Raw genomic sequence first — 21,288 nt, forward strand, 5'->3', positions numbered from 1 at the left:
CTTTCTAAATTAATTTTCTTTTAATTGTTAAATCTTTAATAACAATATTATTTGTATCATTTGAAATTGAGCCATCTTGCTTAATTGTTATTCTTTTATAAGAATTATCTGCTAAAAATGAAAATATTGATTTTTGTGATATTGTTTCAAAATAATATGTTACAAATTTATTAGCAGATGCATAATCTGTTATTGAAATTGATATTTTATAGTAATATTTTATTAAATCATAATCTGGAATTTTAAATGTTAATTTTTCGTTTGCTTCTGGATAATTAATTAATTCTCAATCATTACCAGTATTAATAGATATATCACCATTCCCCAATAATGAATTACCATTAATAGTTTTAATATTTTCACCCGATATTAATTTATCTTGTTTTAAATCTGAAACTTCAATCTCATCATTATCATTTTTAATGATAGTTTTATTATCAATTTTTATATCAGTACCACTACTTTGTTTTGCTTTTCAGACATTATTTTCATAATAAATCGTATTATTATCAAAGGGAACTATTAATTTAATACACTCATTATAATCAATTTTAGAAAAATCATTAATAGTTGGATAAGTAATATTTATTGAATTATCTGTTTGTAATCGTTCTTTTAATCAAAATAATAATGTTGGATAAAAAGTTTTTTTACTAATATGTTTATATTCTTCTTCTCATGGATGAGCATAATTATCTAATAAATAATTATAAGGTCTAGTTTTTGTTTTACTAGATATAATATCAATTATTTCCCCTGCTAATTTTAAAGCATTTTTAACATCACGAGTAATATTTTCATTTGCCTCAGGGTCATTAGTTTGTGAATAAGCAACTCCACCTTGTGAAAATGAAGCACTACCAGTTAAATCATTAACTCCTTTAGGTAAATATCAATTAATAACTGCTAATAAACAAGCAGATTGAATATAACTTAATCATTTATCATATTCAATTAAAACAGTATTATCTTTTTTTACTCATGGAAATAAATCTTTTTTATTTATTTTATCTGAAATTGTCCCACCTGATAATCTATCCATTCATAAACTAGTTTTTAAAATAGCATTATAAATTAAATTATCATTATAAGCAGATTGTTTTCTATCATTAATAGGTTGTCAAAGTTTACTTTCTTTAACATCTTCAACTGTTATAAATAATAAATTACTTAAATTATTTTCCATATAATACACCTCTTAATTGATTACGATATTTATTTTTTAAATTAGATGGTTTATAACTATTAACTCTTGTTTTTGTTTTCTTAATTGTTTTAATAGTTTGATTAGTTTTGTAAAACATATTTTTAACTGGTGTTTTATATAAATTCTTAATATTTTTAACATCACTTCGGCGTTCACGATACCATTTTTTATTATTAATTCCACCAGCAAAATTAAAATTAAAATGCCCAATCTTTAAATTATTAATAAACTTTTTAATTTGTTGTAATTTTTGAACTGTTGGTAATGTTAATTTAGTAGTTCCTTTGGGATATTTTTCTTTTAATGCTTGTGGTAATCGTTTTTTAATATAATTTCTTAAATGACTAGGTAATCATTTTCTTAATCAATAACGCCAAAATAAAGTCCCCGCATTAGATACAGCATTACTTAATAATTTTCAAATTTCAACTGGAACACTAGGATAAACATAAGGTCCATAAAATTTTGGATGTTTTGCTGTTTTTGTATATATTAAAATAGTTAAATTACCTGTTAAAGTTAATTTATTTGTAATATTAAACATACCACTATCAAGTCAACTACTATTTAATGGTTGTCAATTAGTATTTAAATAATTTTCATTTTTAAATTGTTCTCTATTTTTAATATTATTATCCTTTTCTAATTGACTTAATATTTGTTGTATTTCTTTTTTATGACCTTTTTTAATTAAATCTAAATAAGTAAATGGATTTAATCACTGATAAATATCTTCAACTTTATTTGTAATTTTATTATATTTATCAGTAATATAATTAATTGGCTTTAATATTTTATTTTGAACTTTATTAACTCTATTAATTAAATTTACAAATTTACTTATTAAAGGTTTATTTTCTAAATTAGATACTAATAAAGTTAAAACTCGTAATATTAGTAAATTCATTGTTTATTAAGAATTTTTAATTACAACATCAATTGTATTTGTTTGACCAGTAGCGTTGTTTTTACCTTCAATTTGAACTTCAACAGTTTTATCTTTTGTAATATTTATTGGTCAATCTTCACCTTTACTTTCAATAAAATAATAAAAATCATTTTCAGTTAAAGAACTATCTATTGCTTTTACTGCTTTTAAAACAACATTTTTAAATTGTGGTTTTAACTGTTCTTGTGTTGCTTGTGTTGGGTCTGCAACATGAATAGTTGGTTTATCTATTTTAATAATTCCACTGATATTAATTTTACTGGGAGTTGATGATGAGAATACATAATCAACTGGCACTCTAAAAGTTTTATTTAGATTACTTTTAGCAGTATTAATTTCTTCTTGTGTAGGTGCTTTTTCTAAAATAATTTTGCATGTTTTAGGATATAAAATTGTTGGTGTTGCATATTGAACTTTACCAATTCATTTAGGGTTAGCAGTATCATTATCTAAAACTTGTTGAATAGTATCCATATTAATTGGATATGCTCATACTTGTTTATTAATAAGTAAACCATTTACATTAGTAAAATTATAACCTTTATCACGGTTAACTTGTCCTTTTGTATATGTTTTTTCTAAATGAAAACTTTTAGATACTGGAATACCCATTGCGGTATTTTCATATAATTCACCATTAACCATTGCTTTTAATTGGGCTTGTGACCCAATTACTTTTAAATAAGCAGGTGTTAAACCTAAATAGGCTCTTCGACCTAAAACCATAAACATTTTATCAGTTGGCAATCCAAAATATAAATTACTAATTTGATTTGTTAATTCAATCAAAGTTTCATTTAATGTAAAGAATGCTTTATTTGCATCATCAGCATTTTCAGCTGTATAACTACGAAATGGAATTACTTCATATTGACCATCTGCTAAACAATAATCATAAATAGCCTGAATTAATTCACATTCTAAATTAACAAATTTATTCTGTACAACACTAGAAATAGCATCAGCAATAACACCATTTTTAATATTTTGTTCTATTAATGCTAAATCAAAAGCCTCATTCATTAATTTTAAATTAAATCTTTTATCAATAGGAACTGGAATTCTTGTTAATCCCATTGTTTGAGTTGTCCCACCATTTGGTAATGAATAATCATCTTGTCATACCACACGATGAGTTAAATTATACAATGCTTGACCAGCATTTGGTAATCAAGCAACTTGTTCAGCCGTTGCTGTTGCATATTGCATAATACTTGCATATTCATTATATAAAGGTCCACGCAATAACGCGTTAACCATATCAACATATGCTTTTTGATCTGTTGTATTACCTTCTAATGTAAAAGGTACTTGTGGCAAATTAATTGTTGCCATAATTTCACTCCCTTATTATCCAAGGTTTTTAAGTGTATAATCAGTTAATTTTTTAATCTCTTCAGGTGTATATGCACCTTTTTCTTTAATAGTTTCAATTTCATCATTCTTATTTTCAGTTGATTTTTCAATCATATCTTTAATAAAATTAGTTGGTGAAACTGATGGTTGTTCTTCAACAAACAAATCAGGTTTTAATTCTTTTAAAGTTTGCATTTTTTCAGTTAAAGAATTACCACTAACTTTATCTAAATTAGTTTTAATATCTTCAATTTTAGTAGATGGAATATCTTTAAATGCTTTTAATTCATCTAATTCATTAGATAATTTAATAAAGTCTTCTTTTGATATAACATATTCTCGTTTTTGCACACTTTCTCTAATTTGCTTTGCTTCATTATTAAACTGATTTAAGATATTTTCCGCAATCTCTTCACTTAAACCTTGTTCGATTAATTGTTCTTTTGTAAGTGCCATTTTATAAACCTCTCTTTTTTTATTCTTGTCCGATTAACAAGTCAGCATAAACTCTTTTTTACGGAAAAAGATTAAACCTATGCTTTTAATTATATACCAATAGTTCACAATTACAATATATTTTGTATACAAATACTAAACAAATAATATAAAAGTGTTATAATAAAAATGAAATGAGGTAATAAAATGAATAAAAGAATTATTTTTAACAAAGATGACAATTACGGTAGTTTTCATTTAGAAGAATACTATCCATATAAAAGAGATAATCATGTAATACTTGATAAAGATGATAAATTACTAAATACAAAATCTATAAAAATAGAAATAGATTGCCCAATAATTGATAAAGCTATTGAATTTTTGCAAGAATGTAAAAAAGAATTAAAAGAAGAAAGAACTTAGTTTCTTTCTTCTTTTAATAATTTATTTAGTTCTTTTTTTGTAAACAAAGATAATGTTAAATCTATAAATTTTTCTTGTTTATGTAAAGAAAATGTTATATGTGCAAGCATTTGTTCATGGTCTTTTGAATTATCAAAAACAGATAATATATGTTCATTTTTTGTTTTTAAGTCAAAAAGTTTAATAAAAAATTTATCATTTAATTTATATTGTTTTATTTCAAAACTATTATCAATATATAATATTGAATCCATTGTATTAAAAATCATTTTTTCACCCCTTTGATTAAATTAATAAAGAGGTAAAAACCTTATCATTCTTACTTGAAATAATTATTTATTAATATATAATATAAAGCAAGAATGATGATCAGGGTCATTCTCTTTTTTATTGTATAATTTAACTAATAGAAAAAAGGGCTGAGTAAATATGTCAAAAATTATGGAAAAAAAGATTATAAATTATTGGAATCTAAATTTAATGAATGAGAACAAGATATTTATAATCACAAAGAATTAATGGAAAGTTTAAAAGCATTAGCAGATACATAAAATAAAGAGGGAGATATACAGATGAAAAGATTATTAAGCATAATAGGTGCAATATCATTAATAGGAACAAGTACAACAAGTTTAGTTGCTTGTAAAGATAAAACACATGAATATACACCCGAAGAACTAGCAAAACTAAAAGCAGAAAACAAAATAAATACCAAAGATCAAAACATTAAAGACAATTTAGAATGAATGGCACCACAAGAAAAACCATTTAATAAAGTAGGAAATAATAAATATTATTATATTGTATGAAGAGGAAAAAAAACAGATAAATGAAAATTAATAAAATATAAAGATCTTGGATTAATTTCAATAACTCTAATAGATAAAACAAACAACAATTCAGAACTTCATAGAGTAAGTAATGATTTACAAACAATAGCAGACAAAGAATATAGTAGTTGATGTACAAATTTTGGTTTTAATAATAAAGATGATGGAACTCACTTTAAATCAGTATATCGTTGAAATTTAGATACAGCAGAACCTAATTTAATAGTTGATGATAAAGGAAATGTAAAAGTTAAAGGCGAATAAAAAAGAGATATTATAATCTCTTTTTCTTTTATCTTGGTTTAATAGTTATTTTAATAGGGTTATCACTATTATTTACCACATTTAATACACCTAAGGCATTTAAGTCTATTGTTATATCTTTATCATTACCTGCATAATTATTTGCAACTTCTATTGATAAGTGCGTGAATACTACTTTTAAAAATCTAATTTTTAATTTCATATCATTTGTATAATATGCTTGTAAATATGTTTCTTTAATTTTATCGTTCAATTTATATTTAGGTATAGATGTTATTTGCAATAAAAATAATATGGGAACATAAACACCAAATAGTGGAATTTCAGAATTATAACTATTTTCATATTTTCCACTTGGTAAACCGTTAGTAGATGCAGTGACGAATGTTTGAACATCATTTACCTTTATATTATCTGTATATAAAGTTATTGTATTCTCAAAATTAACATTATCAGTTTGTGGTAAACCATCTTGTTTAAAAGTTATATTAGATAATGAACCTAAATTATGGTCGCAACTATTAGCTCCAGTAGACAAATTAACATTTCTGTCTTTAATAAATTTTTCTATATCAGGTTTCAAACATCTAACTTGCAAATTAGCTAGATTATTTATTTCAATAGTTTTATAAGAATTAATAAATTTATCGATACTTTGAATTGTTGGATCAATTTGTCTTAAATCAATTTCATTTTCATAATAAGCATCATAATAATTATTGAATAAATTAATACCACCTGAAAAAGACTTATTATTTGTGCATTGTGCTGGCGCGGTAATTTTGGTTTTTAATGCTTGTCCTGTTTTACCATCTCAGATATCTTTTATATAAGGTTTATAGTTATATGGCACTGGTGGGAGAACATATTGTGGATAATTAAATGTTGGTATTTCATAATCATGAGGTAATAAGAAACTAGTTTTATAATTAGTTGTCATATCGCGTAAATAATTGTTTAATACGCTTTTTGTTTTACCTCTAAAACTTCATACTGATAATCTTAAATAATCTTCTTCATTATTAGTATATGGATTATCAGCATAAAAGATAATTTCAAAATTACCTTTATATAATGCTTGAATTGAAAACATATCAATTATATAACTACAATTTGTCCCATCTGGTGTTTGTAAGAATTCTAAATCATTATCTTTTTCACTATCACTAACTGGTGTTTGAGCATCAACTGCTTTGGTTTGTTCATTAATTAAATAAACTCGATTAGTTTTAGGATTTAATTGTTTTAGATTATAAGTTGAATAAATTAATTCTTCTGTTGGTTTACCATCGTTAGTTAAAACAGTACCTTTACATTTATCAGTTAATAAAGTTGTAAACCCTAAACTAGTAGCATTTGCTCCAAAGATAGCACCAACTTTATCATTACCTTGTTCTCTAAATATTTCAAATGGTAAATATCCATTACCTTGTGCACTATCACCTCAAAATGCATCATTATAAAAACTATAAATATTAGCACTCATAAAACCATTAAGAAATTGAAAATTAGGTCAAGTTTTTTCATCTTGATTAATTACTCACCCTCATGGAATACCAAACGAAATAAAGTTTAAGAATTTACCAACTCCGCCCGGTATCGTAAAAGGATTAAAAACTAATTTTTGTGTATAGTTTAAAGGCAATACGGTTGTTTGGCGATTAATAAAATTATTCATATTTAAAATATCTCAAACATTAGATGTACCCATTTTATTATATTCAAATTGAACTTGACCAACTGTATTACCAAATTCATCTTTTCTTCTAAAATATGATGAGGCTTGAGTACTAATTATATTATCAACATTACCACTATTTACTTTTACTTTATTTGGTGGTGTTATATTTCAGTTTTTAGACCAATAAAACTTAGAATTATCATCTTCTGTATGAATATTTCTACCAACACTAGAATTAGTTGCTGATGTAGTAGTTGGGTCAGTTATAACAATACCCTCACTATTTTTTTGATTTCAAAAATCATATCTTGCTTCCATACTATCTTTTCAATCTTTAAATCCTGTTATCATTGTTGGTTGTATACCTTGAATGTTATATCAACTTACATCAGGTGAGGCATAAGTATTAATTTTATCCGGAGCAGCAGGATACATGTTATACATTAGCAAGTCCCTTGAATTCATTACTTTTTTATTAAATTCACCTTTAATAATTGGTCGCCCAATAACTGGCATATCAAAAAAGATTGGATTACCATAAAATTTAACTGCCATTGCTCTAACTCCTGGGTCTTTTAATAAAATCTCATCTAATTCAACAATACCTTTATTTAATTTTTCATCATAAGTTATTTTAGGGAAAGTATAACCTTCACCAGGTGCACTTGTTTGAATAAATTGTCGTACTGATAAACCACTATTACTAATTTTGTCATTAATACTTGAAAAAGTAATTTCTTGTCATAAAAAACTACCATCATAAGGTGAATAATAATTAATGACATTTGATGGATATAATCATTGTCTATCTTGGGGTGCAGAATTAATATCACCACCACCAATATTTAAACCACGATCATTAAATACAGTATAAAAATTATAATAATCATTAATATTTAATTTCTCAGCATCTTCATCTAAAATTAATAAAGTATATTGTCGTTCTGTTGATTGTTGAGTAAATACTTGTTCAAATTTAGCATCGCCAAATTGAATTGAACTTCTATCATCAATCATATAAGCATCTCAATATTTACCAACTTTAACCTCTTTTGTATAAAAGTTATCTGCTTTATTATCATTATTAATAAAATAACTTAATTTATATTGCTTTAAGTATTCTAACATTCTATTAATATCATAAATATTTTCACCATCAATTAATTTTCAATAAACATTATTATTTTCATCTTTTAATTTTATAGCAAAAGGTGTTTCATTATTTGCTCATATAGTTGAGTTAATAGGTTGTTTATTAAAATCATCAATCGTTAAAATATTAATTTCTTCACCTTTATATTTTTGGACTATTTTTAAACTATCTTGTCATTGAGCAATAGTACTTTCCATATTATCAAATATGCGTGAATAACTACCATAATCACTTGGCTTAGCATTATTAGGTTTTCATCCTGTTTCTGTATCCGGAATATATGAACTATAAACATTAAAAGGAAATACCATTCAATGTCTATTATCTCTTATATTTTCTCTTATATCTATTAAAGTATCATGGGCTTGTCTTCTTAATTCTTCCATAACACCTGGGTTAATTCTACTCATTTTTTAATTCTCCTTAATTTCTGTTCTACCTTGTAAGGCATTTTGATTATTACCAGTTTCGTCATATTCCATTAATTTATTATTATGTTCAATTTCTTTGGATTGCATTTTATCTTGTCATGCTTCTATTTTTTCTAAATATTTAGTTGCTTCTAATTCATCAATATTTTCATATTGAGTGATTGCTTTTATTGGTTCCATTGTGCCATTATCTAATCTAGCAGTAATTAATTCATTTTGTCGCATTTGGTCTACTAAACTAGCACTAACAAAATCAAAACCATAAGGGCGTTCACCAGTACCATCTCATAAACCATAATATTTTAAAACTACATCAAACATTTTAGTATAATATTGCTTACGATATGCTTGTAAATATGCTTGTTTTTCTAAGTCTTTTGTTTTTGTTAATAATGATTGTGTTTTATTTTGGTCATTATCTGATTTATCACCAAATGGACTAGAAAAATGACATGCTAAATATACTTGTTCAATAATAGATTTTTGGTCTTCGGTATATGTTTCTAAGGTTGGTGTACCTTGTACTACTTGTAAAGATTGTGATAATTGACCATCTACTGCTGATTGACCTGATTGAATAAAAATATCATCAAAAGCATCTTGTATTTCTTTTTTATTACCTTTGTTATAAGCAGTCATTAAATCATCATCTAATACACCATATCAATGTGTACGATTTGCTCATCTTTCTTTTGATTTAATATTAAAACTATCTTCTAAATCAAATTGCAATTTATAACTATTTGCCATTGTGGGTCAAGGGTTTAATGTAGTTGATGTAGATAAAAATAAAGGATTAGGTTCATTTATCATTTCTCAAAAAGGGACTATACCTAATTTATTTTTAAATTCTTGTACTAAAACAGGTCTAACATCATCTTTAATTTGTGTTTTACTTTGCCCAACAACTACTTCATTATTTTTAGGTCAACCTTTAATAACTATTTTATCTTTGGTACAAATTAAATTTAAAATAAAACCACTATCTGATTGATGATAATTTAATCAAATATCTGCACCTTGTTCAATTTCATTTATTTTACTTACACGAGATGTAAAGTTAAAAGGATTAATTCATAAATCAATATTACCATCTGATGTTTCTAATAAACCAAAGATAGTTTTACCCATTAAACTTGCTGTTAATTCATTTTTATCTAATTTTTCTTTAATTTTATAAGTTTCATATCATCAATTTAGTTTTTCTAAGATATCTTTACGGTGTGATGTAAATAAAATATCTTTACCATTTACTAATCGCATTTGATGGCGAGCAATAATATTTGCTAAATTAATAGTTCAATCATAATTATAAAATTTTAAAACACTATTAATATCATTTAAGTTTGGTAAACTAGGGAAAGTATTATTCATGGTTATTTTGCTCCTTTAAATTTAAGATAAGTGCATAATTAATTATATTTACTGTTAATAAATTTGGTTCATTTGCTAAAACTTGTACACATACTTTAACTTTTTGATATTTTTTAATATATTCGTTATATAAATTCAATTTACATATTGCGATATTATCTTTTTTTAATTCTTGACAAAGTCTTTTTTTAACTTGTCCACAAACAGACATATAAGGTCTTTTTGCATTTATTACACGCTCATCATGTATTACATAAATATCTTTTTTCATTAAGTTATTCACTCCCTTTGTTGTCATAATTTATAATCTGCTGAACTATTATGTTTAATCATTGGTATTAATTCAAAATGTAAAGCATAAAAATCACTATCAAATGTATCATCATATAAATCAAACACTTTATCTTCTATTGCCTCGGGTTTATCTTCTCATTGGATTAATTCATACTGCTTTTTACTTATAGGACATTTTTCTCATAATCACTTTAATTGGTTTGTATTTATTAACATTGTAAATGCCTCTACACGATGTCTTACTTTAAATTTTTGTTTTTGTGCTGGTTTAAAATGCATATATTGACCAAAAGAATAATTATATTTTTCTCTATTTAAACTTTCTAATGTTGCATAAGCACTGTCATCAACATTAATTGATATACCTTGTTGTATTAAATTAAAATATTGATTTAATTGATTGTTATAAAACTCTAAAATATCTTTAACTTGTTCTAATGTTCCTTTAAATTGTTGTGTAGCATTTGAATGTGTATATTCAGCAACTTTATATGCTTTTTTATTAAATGAATTATACAATCAAAAACTAGCAGCAGTAGTATGTCCCTTAGGACTAGTAGAGTTTGCTAAATCAACACCACCTAATAATTTAGTTGGTTGAATAATATCTGTTGCTTGCATAATATCAATATATCTTGCAAAGATTGAACCACTAGTATTACCAGGTAATCCTCAACTCCATACTCTTGCTCTTTCAGGATCTAATTTTTCTAATATAAGTTGCTTTCTTTTAACATCACTATCCAAATAACTATTAAGTCTTCAACTAGAATAATGAATAATAACTGTTTTAGTAAATTTCTCATTCTTTTCATAATAATTTATTTTAAATTTACCTATTTGGTCATAATTTAATCGCATTAATTCTTCATCAAATGGCATTATTTCATTACAATATCCAATAATATATCTTTTTAAACTTTCAGGATTTGATGAATTAATAATAAACTTTCTTTTTGCACCACGAACAGCATAATCTAACTCACTTATGTCTTCTCTTGTTAATTGGTCTGCTTCTTCTCTTCATTCAATCGCAAATTCATATTTTTCTAAATCAGCAAACGCTTTTAATTTTTCTCTTTTAGTAGTTGAATGTAATCCTTTACAAATAATATAAGTACCATTATCTAGAGTAAAAGAATGCTCAGATAAATTAACTTTATAATTAATATTCATAGCATTAAGAGTATTTTGTATATTTTCAAAAACACCTTTTCTAATATCTTTACCCATTTTTTGAACAGCAATAATAAATATTGGTTTATTTACTAATAAAGATATAGCACATGATTTACCAATCGGATTATCTTTAATCATCCATGTTTTAGCACTAAACCGTGATCCAATTTCATTATATTCATCAGCAGGATTATATATTTCTTTTCAAGGAGCATTAGGAACATTTTGCTGATAAAATCATCTTGGTATTTCATCTAAATGTAAAAAATGTTTAAGCATCTTTAATCACCTCATTTATTTTTGGTAATTCTTCTTTATCAAAAGTAATAACTATATTTGAATTATTTATATTTGTATCTTTAACATATTTCTCAACATATATCTTCTTACCCCCGCCATATTGGTCATTTAATAAAGCTAATTCCAATTCTATTTCTAATTGATTTATCGTATCCTTAATAAAATCAACGGTTTTTGTATCAACTTTATTTTTTCAATCATTAAATGGTAGTTTTAAATAATATAAATATGCTCTTTTATTGCTTAATTTGTCCGCTTTTTGCCGTAAAAACTCCTTAGTTTTACGCGAAATAGTCTTAAAAGTTACCATTTTTTACTCCTTTTTGCATATTAAAATTGCTATTATTTAATGAATATGATTAAATAAAAGAGTATATAAAAACTATGAAAGAACTCTCACAAGTTCTTTTTTATTATCTATATTTTACATCAAAATAAAAAAAAGTAAATTGCTTTACTTTTTTCAGTTAAATTAATTTGCTAATAATTAACACTTAAATTATAACACAATAAATAAAAAATAATATCTTTTTTTGCATTTTCATTATTTTTATGATATTGTCCTAAACTATAGAAAGAGGGTACAAAAATAATGAATATTGATAAAAACTTTTTTAATAATTTTATTAATTTGTTATATATACAAAGTATTGAAATTATTCAGCAAAATTTAGAAAATTCTGATGAATGAATTTTTAAAAATTATAAAACTGATGAAACTTTAAAAGAATTTAAAGATTATAAAGTAAAAGAAATAAAAGCAAGAACATTAAATATTTTAAATGGTAAGATAACTTTTAAAAGAAGAAAATATTATAAAATTAATCCAAAAACAGGTAAAGAAGAATATATTTTTCCTTTGGATAAACTTTTAGGAATTGAAAAATGACAAAGAATAGATAATTCTGTTAAAGAAAAAATATTATCATTTATTACTGAGAAAAAAAGATATAAAGATATTTTAGATACTATGGAACATGTAAAAATTAGTTTAATGACAATATCTAATATTATGAAAAATGCAAAAATTGATAAAGAATATTATATTAATAAAACTGATAAAAGAATTAAGGTACCACATACTTTATATATTCAAATTGATGGAACTTATTTAAAAATGTTAGATGCAACAAAACAAGGACGAAAAAAGATAAAAAAACACACAATAGTTTCTACTGTACATACTGGTTTTGATGAAGAAAAATATACTGTAAAAAGACCTGTAATTGCAAATAAATTAGGTATTTTTGAAATGGATAATATTCCAGATTATCTTAAAAAAGAAGCAAATTTAAAACCAGTTCTTATAAAATTATTTACTTTAATTGAAACTCATTACAACATGACACCCAATATTGAAATTATGATTTTAGGTGATGGTGCACCTTGAATTAAAAATACTAAAAATTTTATGCATCAATATTTTCCTAAAAATAAAATTCACTATACAATAGATAAATTTCATCTTACAAGTAGATTTAAAAAACTATATCCCTATCAAAATAAAAATAAGAAAAATAGAGAAACATATCATAAAGCCGTTGATTATTTTTTTAATGCTAAATATGAAGAATTATTACAATGCTTAGAAGATAGTAAATCTTTTATAAGCGATGCTAAATTAGATTTTTTAAATAAAACTATTACATTAATTAAAAATAATGAAGAAGGCGTTAGAAATCAAACATTATGAAATAATGTTGGTTGTCATATGGAAGGTGATATTTCTCATTATTGAAAAGGAACTATGATTAAAAAAGCAATTTATAGTGAAAAAACTATTAAAAATAAATTAAATGCTAGTATGATGGGATTAAAAAATAGAATTGATTTATTTAAAAATAATGAACAACTGCTAGAAGAAAATAGAATTAATTATTCAGTTAATAATTTACAAAGAAATTTATATTTTTATTAATTTTATCTAATAAATTAAATAACTTTAATAAACATGTATTTTTGTCGTGGAAAAATTTAAAAAAATAGAAAAAAGTGTTGACAATAAAATTAAAAGTAATACAATCTAAATAAGTAAGTGGTATATTATTCCACAATTTCTAAGATATTAATTTAAGACCCTTAAATAATTTATACGACCATTTTATCAATGATTAATTCAACAAAGTTTAAATTTTTATTCATTTTTTGATTCTCAATTGATTTTCCACCACCAAAAAAACCTAAAAATACAAAACGCTGAAATTCAAGTTCTTCTTTAGTAGCATCATTTTCTTTTCGTTTTGCAGTTTTTTTACCAAAATTAATTACCCGTTCAGTTCGATAATTTGCTCTTAGTCCTATTGTTAAATTACCATATACTTTCTCTTTGCCTTTATATTTATTAAATAATACTGAATCATATACTTTATTATCAACTTTTCCAGCAAAAATAAGTGATGGAATATTACTCTTAACCCCTAATAAATGGTCTTTTAATTTATTTATATTAATTCAAAATTCTCCTAAATCAATATAACTTAAATCATTTGGATTAATTTTAAATTCTGAATATAAAACCGCGGGAACAGTAACTGCCTTTAAACTTGATAAATTTACTCCTTTTTTAGGAACTTGTCTATTAATATCCGGTGATGCCTCAGATGGTGACCAAATTATTAAATTATTTTCTATACGCATACTAATTTCTTTTTTCACTATTGATTACTCCAAATATCTGTATACACTATAATGTTAACAAAAAAATAAAAAATAGCACAATATTATGCTATTTATTTTTTAAAGTTTTATATACTGCAAGAGCAATTGCTTTTGATAATAATGGTGGAACTGCATTTCCAATTTGTAATAATTGTCATTTTTTTGTGCCCTCAAAAATAAAATCATCTGGGAAACTTTGTAATGCTGCTAATTCTCTTGGAGTTAAAACTCGTGGTAATTTTGGATGTATATTTACACCACCATGATTTTCTTTAATAGTACATGAAGGCTTATTTCATGGCGACTTTTTTCATGCATCTGAATAATTCTTATATAAAGATTTACCCTCAGGAACTTTTGATAATCTTTTCTTCATTTCTTCTGTATGATTTGTAAATATATGATTAATATCTTTATTTTCGTCTATATATAAAAAACGTTCTAGTTCTTGACCCAAAGTTTTATAATTATTTTCATTAAAAATAGGTTCTGGATGATAATTTACTAAACCTATATTATTTGCTATAAAAATAACTCTTTTTCTTTGCTGAGCAACACCATAATCAGCTGCATTCAACGTATGAACAGAAATATTGTATCCTATATCTTGATAATCCGAAATTATCATTTTTTCAATCTTACCATTTAGCATACTTCGTAATCCTTCTACATTTTCCATAACAACAAATTTAGGATTTATTTGTTTAACTATTTCCAACATATCTAAATATAAAGAATTTCTAGGATCAGCCACAACTCTATTTCCTGCCATACTAAAACCTTGACATGGAAACCCCCCAACTATGACATCTACTTGCTCTTCTTTACATTTTTTAATTACATTTTGTTTTATTTTGGCATCTTTAATATCTCTTGTTTCAATATTTTCATTTGGAAATCTTCCAGAATTTATAAAGTTTTTTTTATATGTGTTAACAGCACATTGCAAAATTTCTACACTATAAACAGGTGTAAAACCAGCCATTACCATTCCACAAGATAAACCACCAGCTCCTGAAAATAAATCTAAAAATTTTAATCCCTTTTTATTATTTTTATTATTTCAACCATCAATTATTTTCATTTCAGGTAAAATATTTATAAATTTAGTGTCTTGATATTCAATATTTTTATTGAAATATTTAATTCTATCTGGTATTTTATTAATTTTATGGTCCGCTGTTTTTCACCTATAATATTCCTCTTTATTTACAGAATAAAAATTACCACCTTTTTTCTCTGCAAGTAGTTCATTACTCGCGATTGCTCTACGAATAGTTTTTAAGCTCTTTTGTTCTAATTCAGCTATTTCTTTAATTGTTAAAAATTATTGACTAATATAATATCACCATAATTAATTATAATACATTTTTTAAAAAATATGTTAAGTGGACATATTTTTTTAAAAATCTATTTAATTTTGCCATTAATAAGTGAATCAATTGCAATTCTAATTACTTTTAAATGATATTTATAATATGACATTTTATATTTATTATTATTTTTTCTTAATAATAAAATAAAATCATTCATATTTTTTGGACGTCAATTATAAGGAAATGTTATATTGTTAAAATTTAATACTAATGGATGCGCAAGAATGTTTCTTATATTTTGAATTTCATTTATTTCACCATCATTATAATTTGAAAATAAATTTTTATTTTCAGTATTTATATATAATGATTCAAAAAAATTTTAATTTTTCTTAATGGTTCACTTTTACCTCCTGTTTCTAACTGTTTTAGTAACATATTGAGACCCCCTTCTTTGCCAATTAATAAAATATTAAAAGGATTTATAACTATAATCCCTGATGGTAAAATAATTTTATCATTTAACAATATTACAACTGCCATTTTTCTAAATGATTCATACATTATATTTAATAATTTTATATAAAAATAGGTAAACTGCATAATATCATTTTGATCCGGGACATCTGAAATACAATTTTCAAGAGCAGTAAATTCAACAATAATTCATTTTTGTAAATCAATTAATTCTTTATTTATTTTTAAATTTAATTAATAAAATTTTTTATTAATTTGATTCTTTCCTTTTTTCTATTTGGATCTGTTGTTCCTTGTGTATGCAATTCAATACATTTTTCACACATTAACTTAAGATTATCAGTAAGTGCTTTTTTTCTTCTAAATATTGTCTATTTTTAGTTTTAGTTAAAAAAATATTTCTATCTAGTGACGCGAGTTTTGCAATTTGCTCATTATCCATTTTTTTATTTCTATTAACAACATAAAAATTGTAAAAAAATATTTACGATCAAAACTTAATAAACTACCATTTAAGTTAATTATTTTTTTAAAAATATCTATTGCTTCCCTATAAATATATATAACAGAATTTAATGCATCTAAAGCATTTGAAAATGTATCATCATTATCATATTTTTCATAAAAATTATTGATACTCTTATCAGAATCATTAACATAACTTTCTAAATAAAAAATTAAAATTCTTGCTAAATCTTCTTGCAACTTCATACGTCTTATTTCCATATCTTTATATAATCCAAGTTCTTCTATTTCATCAAAAATTGCTAATCTTATTTTTTCAACTATAGTTTTAAATGTACCAAAATAATTTGCATTTCGTAACTCTTGACTATTTAATGCATAATTAAATGTATTTAAACGAGCAAAAATATCATATATTATATTTTTATCTTTAGTAGAAAAAACCTGACAAGGAATTTCGTATGATAATATAAGTTCTTTTTGTTCATCTGGTAAATCTTTAAAAAATAAATTAGCCACTTCTTCATTATGAACTTTTAAAATTTTAAAAGAATTATTAACATACTGCAAAATTGTAGATATTCGTTGTTGACCATCTAATACTTCTCTATTAGTTTTTATGGTAGAAGCATCTATTTCTTAAGCTAAAAAAATATGTGGAATAGGGTATCCTTTAAGTAAAGAATCTATTAAATATGATTTTGCTTTATCAGGTCATACTAAATTTCTTTGATAATGTGGATTAGTAATTAATTGGTTGCTTTGTGATCAATTTAAAAAATCTATAACTTTATATTGTTTACTAGTAGTTTGCATTTTGCACCTCTTTCATTCATACTTTGATCAACTTTGTTAATAATTTTATTATATTAGATATATATAAAAAAACATAAATAAAATCTAACTTTTTCAAATAAACTAATAATTTGAATTTTTATCATAATTTTATTTAGGAATCTATAAGTAAATTTCCTTTTCTTTTTGGTTAATCCTTTCTTAACCAACAACAACATTGTGATAAACTTCTTGAACATCATCAACTTCGTCTAACATATTTAACATTTTTTCAAAGCGCTCTGCGTCCTCACCTTGTAATGTAATTCGTTCATGGGGTAACATTGTAATTTCCGCCATTTGAAATGCTTCAATTCCATTTTCATCTAAAGTTTTTTTAACACTATTAAATGCTGTAGAGGGAGCACACACAACAACTTGGCCATCTTCAGCCACAACATCATTAACATCACAATTTGCTAGCAGTAATAATTCAAAAATTTCTTCAACTGTTTTTCCTTCAAAAGCAAAAACTGCTAAATTATCAAATAAATGCGTTACTGCACCATTAACCCCTAATTTACCACCAGTTTTTGTAAAAAAATTACGAACTTCTGCTACAGCACGATTAACATTATTTGTTAACGTATCAATAATAATTGCACTGCCTCCTGGTCCGTAACCCTCATAACGAATTGCTTGGTAGTTTTCATTATCATTACCACTTGCTTTTTTAATTGCACGGTCAATAACATCACGGGGAACTTGTTTTGATTTTGCTTTATCGATTGCATTACGTAATGCTAAATTAGCATTCGGATCAGCTCCGCCTTCCCGCGCTGCTAAATAAATTTCACGTGCCACCCGGTTATATAACACCGCTTTTTTCGCAGCAGTTGCTGCCATTGATTGTTTTCGAACTTCAAACGCTCTTCCCATAATTTGCTCTCCTTAAATCCTGATTTTTTCCGTATATATTATACAATAAAATCTTTAAAAGTTATTTATCATAATGCTTTAATTTTGTCGAAAACTCTTGATGAAATAAAAAAAATCATCAATATGACAATTTGAAAACTAATTTTGTGTAAGATTATGATTTTGCTTTAAATTTTTTAAACGTTAAAATATAATACCGTTGATTGTTGGTTTGGTGTTAAACCTTTATGTTGGTATTTTCATTTTCAGAGCTTTAAATAATTTTGAATATTAGTGAAACCCAAACCATGATAATGAATTAAGGCTTCTTTAAGACTGGATTGTAATTTACTAATCTTATTTAACTTTTGATAACTAGTATCAGGGTTTGTACTAGTTTTGGTGGAATATAGAGTAGAATTTGTTTGTTTTGCTACTAATAAATATAGTGGTTGCATATCAGAAATAATTATTGATTTTTCTTTAATTAGTTGCTTATTCATATTTTCAATAATCCATTGTTTTTGTAATCTTTTGGTATTGGTGGATTGAACAAAAATATTATTATTGCTATCAACTGCCATTTGAATACAGCATTTGGTATCAGTTGAAAATGGATCGAGATGAGTTTTTCGTTTATCAAATTTATCTTTAAAATTGCCTTTATGAATTTCTTTAATAAATGTTTCATCCATTTGGATTTGACCATTTAATTTTTTAAATTTTAACTGTGTATTTTCTAATTGTTTTGATTGCATTAATTTTTGTCGATTATATCAAGCGGTTTTTGGGGTTGTTTTAATAAAACGAGAAATTATTTTACTAGATTGTCCTAACAATGAAATTTGAATTAATAAATTTCACTGTTCATAATTTAAATGACTTCAATAAGTAAAATGATGACGAAATGCATCAAAACTAGCACGACATTTTTTACATAAATATTTTTGTTTTCCTTCGGAATTATGACCATTTTTAACACAATGAAAAGATTTGCAATTAGGACATATAATGCCTTTATCTCTAAATTTTTGATCAATTTCATTTAAACGTTTTTGTTTTTTAATTAAGTCTGCTTGTTGTTTTATTTTTTCATAAAATTCTAAAAATTGATCATCTGTTAAGCTATTTATTAATTCTGTAATTATTTTTTTCATCATTTATTTACCTCTATATATTAAAAATATACCTAATTTTAGGTATATTTTATAAATATCAAGAGTTTTCGACAAAATTAAAGTCATAATGCATTAAATAACCATTTTCATTACCATAATATTGGGGAATTGTTCGCACAATGTCAAATCCATGCTTAAGATATAACTTTTGGGCGGCTAAATTATGTTCATTTACTTCTAAAAAAATACTATGAAAAGGAAAATGTGCTAATATATAAGTTAACATTTTAGTACCCCATCCTTGTTGGTGGTGTGTTTTTTTAACGGTAAGTTTAATAATTTCTAAATCATCACCACTATGCATTAAAATAAAAGAGCCCACTAAATTATTATTAATAACCAATTTATAAACAAGATAATTCGGATTATTAATAATTTGAATTAAATTACGATATTTATAATAATGCTGCGGGTAATTTTCTTGCTCTAACAAAAACAATAATAACCCATCAGTATTATTAACTGCTTTAATTTCGAACATTATCCGAAAGCTTTCTTAATATAACGTGGTTCTAAAGCGAAAATATCATCTACCAAGTGAAAATGGTTCTTTAAAAGTTGATAATTTTGGACGGGGTCAATTTCTTGTAAATCACTACGAAATTGATAACCTGGAAATTGTTTACTAATTTCGAGACAAGTTTCATAATCAACAACTTGACTAGGAATAATTTCTTGCCCATTACTAATTACAGCAAAGTAGCGTTGTCCACCGCGCGCATCTAACATTGAAACAACACTGTCAAATCCTGCTTGATATAATAAAGTATTAATAACCGATACTTTAACATCGGGATTAATTATTTTAATGGTTTTAACAATTGTCATTGGAATTCGAAGCCCAGTATAACTCCCTGGTCCTGTTGTTAAATAAAAATGATTAACATCTTTTAACTGAAAGTGATATGTTGCTAATAACTTATTAATCGCTGGTAACGTTTCTTCAGTGTGACGCCGCGCATTATTTTGATGAACATGGCCAAGAACTTGCTCATCTTGTTCTAATATTAAAATTAAAAAATCAGTACTAGTATCAATAAATAGGTTTAACATATTATCCCCCGCTTTCTAATGCAATGCGTAACGCGACATTATTGGTTTTAATGGTGAAAACTCGTTCCTGGTCTTTTTCAATATTAATAGTAATTTTAATTATTTCATACTGGTCAGTTAAATCATTACTAATTAAACTTGGTCATTCAATAATATTAATACTATTTGGGAAATAATCAAAATACATTCCTCATTCTTCAGAATGATCTAACCCTAATAACCGATAACAATCCATATGGTTAATAAGCGTTTGATCTGGGGTGGTATATTGATTCATAATAATAAAAGATGGTGAAGTAACTGGTTCTGTCACTCCTAACGCTGCTAATAAATACTTTGTAAAAGTTGTTTTACCCGCTGCTAATTGTCCTTCTAATAATAAGCATCAATTGGGTTGTAAAAATGGTGCTATTTTAGTAGCTAATTGTTTTGTTGCATTTTCATCGCTAATCATTATTTTCATAATATCCCACTTTCTATAAATAATTATATCTAGGAATTAATTATTGTGCTATACTTTCCAAAAAATATGTAATAATTAAAGTGCAGAAAAAGAGAAAGGTCGTTATA

Annotated in this window: 22 protein-coding genes; 3 read left to right on the forward strand and 19 right to left on the reverse strand. The window is 24.7% G+C overall.

The window, feature by feature from the left end; translation table 4 throughout:
* Positions 1-4: 4 nt before the first annotated feature.
* The 4 genes from ACOBME_RS02640 to ACOBME_RS02655 are packed head-to-tail and all read right to left on the reverse strand — an operon-like array spanning position 5 to position 3,968.
* Entirely contained in the window at positions 5-1,186 is a 1,182-nt protein-coding gene (locus ACOBME_RS02640; RefSeq protein WP_419334134.1) for a hypothetical protein, read from the reverse strand.
* Positions 1,176-2,114: a hypothetical protein gene (locus ACOBME_RS02645; RefSeq protein ID WP_419334137.1), complete on the reverse strand. Its 939-nt coding sequence runs from the start codon at positions 2,112-2,114 to the stop codon at positions 1,176-1,178. The genes ACOBME_RS02640 and ACOBME_RS02645 overlap by 11 nt, the downstream gene beginning before the upstream one ends.
* Positions 2,115-2,120: 6 nt before the next feature.
* Positions 2,121-3,491 carry a hypothetical protein gene (locus ACOBME_RS02650; RefSeq protein ID WP_419334140.1) on the reverse strand — a complete coding sequence of 457 codons (1,371 nt, stop codon included), beginning with the start codon at positions 3,489-3,491 and terminating at the stop codon, positions 2,121-2,123.
* 15 nt (positions 3,492-3,506) lie between these two features.
* Positions 3,507-3,968 carry a hypothetical protein gene (locus ACOBME_RS02655; protein ID WP_419334143.1) on the reverse strand — a complete coding sequence of 154 codons (462 nt, stop codon included), beginning with the start codon at positions 3,966-3,968 and terminating at the stop codon, positions 3,507-3,509.
* A gap of 186 nt (positions 3,969-4,154) precedes the next feature.
* On the opposite strand from ACOBME_RS02655, the gene ACOBME_RS02660 reads away from it, so the two are divergent.
* Complete coding sequence (locus ACOBME_RS02660) at positions 4,155-4,373, forward strand: hypothetical protein (RefSeq protein ID WP_419334146.1); 219 nt, start codon at positions 4,155-4,157, stop codon at positions 4,371-4,373.
* Here the strand turns inward: ACOBME_RS02660 and ACOBME_RS02665 are convergent.
* Positions 4,370-4,642 carry a hypothetical protein gene (locus tag ACOBME_RS02665; RefSeq protein WP_419334149.1) on the reverse strand — a complete coding sequence of 91 codons (273 nt, stop codon included), beginning with the start codon at positions 4,640-4,642 and terminating at the stop codon, positions 4,370-4,372. The genes ACOBME_RS02660 and ACOBME_RS02665 overlap by 4 nt on opposite strands.
* Positions 4,643-4,945: 303 nt before the next feature.
* Here ACOBME_RS02665 and ACOBME_RS02670 point away from each other — a divergent pair, with 303 nt between their 5' ends.
* Positions 4,946-5,467 carry a lipoprotein gene (locus ACOBME_RS02670; RefSeq protein ID WP_419334151.1) on the forward strand — a complete coding sequence of 174 codons (522 nt, stop codon included), beginning with the start codon at positions 4,946-4,948 and terminating at the stop codon, positions 5,465-5,467.
* A 28-nt stretch (positions 5,468-5,495) separates the two neighbouring features.
* Here the strand turns inward: ACOBME_RS02670 and ACOBME_RS02675 are convergent, their stop codons facing one another.
* From ACOBME_RS02675 to ACOBME_RS02695, 5 genes are read right to left on the reverse strand one after another with little or no spacing between them, the layout of a single operon-like run.
* Positions 5,496-8,711, reverse strand: coding sequence for a hypothetical protein (locus ACOBME_RS02675; protein ID WP_419334154.1), 3,216 nt, complete (start codon positions 8,709-8,711; stop codon positions 5,496-5,498).
* 3 nt (positions 8,712-8,714) lie between these two features.
* Positions 8,715-10,106: a hypothetical protein gene (locus ACOBME_RS02680; protein WP_419334156.1), complete on the reverse strand. Its 1,392-nt coding sequence runs from the start codon at positions 10,104-10,106 to the stop codon at positions 8,715-8,717.
* Complete coding sequence (locus tag ACOBME_RS02685; protein WP_419334159.1) at positions 10,099-10,377, reverse strand: hypothetical protein; 279 nt, start codon at positions 10,375-10,377, stop codon at positions 10,099-10,101. The genes ACOBME_RS02680 and ACOBME_RS02685 overlap by 8 nt, the downstream gene beginning before the upstream one ends.
* The gene (locus ACOBME_RS02690; RefSeq protein WP_419334162.1) at positions 10,377-11,858 is read right to left on the reverse strand and encodes a PBSX family phage terminase large subunit; all 1,482 of its coding nucleotides are present in this window, start codon (positions 11,856-11,858) and stop codon (positions 10,377-10,379) included. Before ACOBME_RS02690 ends, ACOBME_RS02685 begins: the two co-directional genes overlap by 1 nt.
* On the reverse strand, positions 11,851-12,189 hold the full coding sequence (locus ACOBME_RS02695; RefSeq protein WP_338966254.1) for a hypothetical protein: 339 nt from the start codon (positions 12,187-12,189) through the stop codon (positions 11,851-11,853). Before ACOBME_RS02695 ends, ACOBME_RS02690 begins: the two co-directional genes overlap by 8 nt.
* A gap of 282 nt (positions 12,190-12,471) precedes the next feature.
* Here ACOBME_RS02695 and ACOBME_RS02700 point away from each other — a divergent pair, with 282 nt between their 5' ends.
* Entirely contained in the window at positions 12,472-13,797 is a 1,326-nt protein-coding gene (locus ACOBME_RS02700; protein WP_338966251.1) for an Mbov_0401 family ICE element transposase-like protein, read from the forward strand.
* Positions 13,798-13,967: 170 nt separating this feature from the next.
* On the opposite strand, the gene ACOBME_RS02705 is transcribed toward ACOBME_RS02700, so the two are convergent.
* The 9 genes from ACOBME_RS02705 to tsaE form a co-directional block, all read right to left on the reverse strand.
* Positions 13,968-14,534 carry a hypothetical protein gene (locus ACOBME_RS02705; RefSeq protein WP_419334166.1) on the reverse strand — a complete coding sequence of 189 codons (567 nt, stop codon included), beginning with the start codon at positions 14,532-14,534 and terminating at the stop codon, positions 13,968-13,970.
* 70 nt (positions 14,535-14,604) lie between these two features.
* Entirely contained in the window at positions 14,605-15,621 is a 1,017-nt protein-coding gene (locus ACOBME_RS02710) for a DNA cytosine methyltransferase (protein ID WP_338963694.1), read from the reverse strand.
* 589 nt (positions 15,622-16,210) lie between these two features.
* Positions 16,211-16,396, reverse strand: coding sequence for a hypothetical protein (locus tag ACOBME_RS02715; RefSeq protein WP_146182483.1), 186 nt, complete (start codon positions 16,394-16,396; stop codon positions 16,211-16,213).
* A 339-nt stretch (positions 16,397-16,735) separates the two neighbouring features.
* On the reverse strand, positions 16,736-17,431 hold the full coding sequence (locus tag ACOBME_RS02720) for a GmrSD restriction endonuclease domain-containing protein (RefSeq protein WP_419335359.1): 696 nt from the start codon (positions 17,429-17,431) through the stop codon (positions 16,736-16,738).
* A gap of 360 nt (positions 17,432-17,791) precedes the next feature.
* Positions 17,792-18,508 carry a YebC/PmpR family DNA-binding transcriptional regulator gene (locus ACOBME_RS02725; protein WP_419334169.1) on the reverse strand — a complete coding sequence of 239 codons (717 nt, stop codon included), beginning with the start codon at positions 18,506-18,508 and terminating at the stop codon, positions 17,792-17,794.
* A 176-nt stretch (positions 18,509-18,684) separates the two neighbouring features.
* Positions 18,685-19,647: an IS1/IS1595 family N-terminal zinc-binding domain-containing protein gene (locus ACOBME_RS02730; RefSeq protein WP_338963247.1), complete on the reverse strand. Its 963-nt coding sequence runs from the start codon at positions 19,645-19,647 to the stop codon at positions 18,685-18,687.
* A gap of 46 nt (positions 19,648-19,693) precedes the next feature.
* On the reverse strand, positions 19,694-20,146 hold the full coding sequence (locus ACOBME_RS02735; protein ID WP_338963696.1) for a GNAT family N-acetyltransferase: 453 nt from the start codon (positions 20,144-20,146) through the stop codon (positions 19,694-19,696).
* On the reverse strand, positions 20,146-20,718 hold the full coding sequence (tsaB, locus tag ACOBME_RS02740) for a tRNA (adenosine(37)-N6)-threonylcarbamoyltransferase complex dimerization subunit type 1 TsaB (RefSeq protein ID WP_338963697.1): 573 nt from the start codon (positions 20,716-20,718) through the stop codon (positions 20,146-20,148). Before tsaB ends, ACOBME_RS02735 begins: the two co-directional genes overlap by 1 nt.
* A 1-nt stretch (position 20,719) precedes the next feature.
* Entirely contained in the window at positions 20,720-21,181 is a 462-nt protein-coding gene (tsaE, locus tag ACOBME_RS02745; protein WP_338963698.1) for a tRNA (adenosine(37)-N6)-threonylcarbamoyltransferase complex ATPase subunit type 1 TsaE, read from the reverse strand.
* Positions 21,182-21,288: the final 107 nt, after the last annotated feature.

It is taken from the genome of Spiroplasma endosymbiont of Sarcophaga variegata, from assembly GCF_965178695.1.
Taxonomy (GTDB): domain Bacteria; phylum Bacillota_I; class Bacilli_A; order Mycoplasmatales; family Mycoplasmataceae; genus Spiroplasma; species Spiroplasma poulsonii.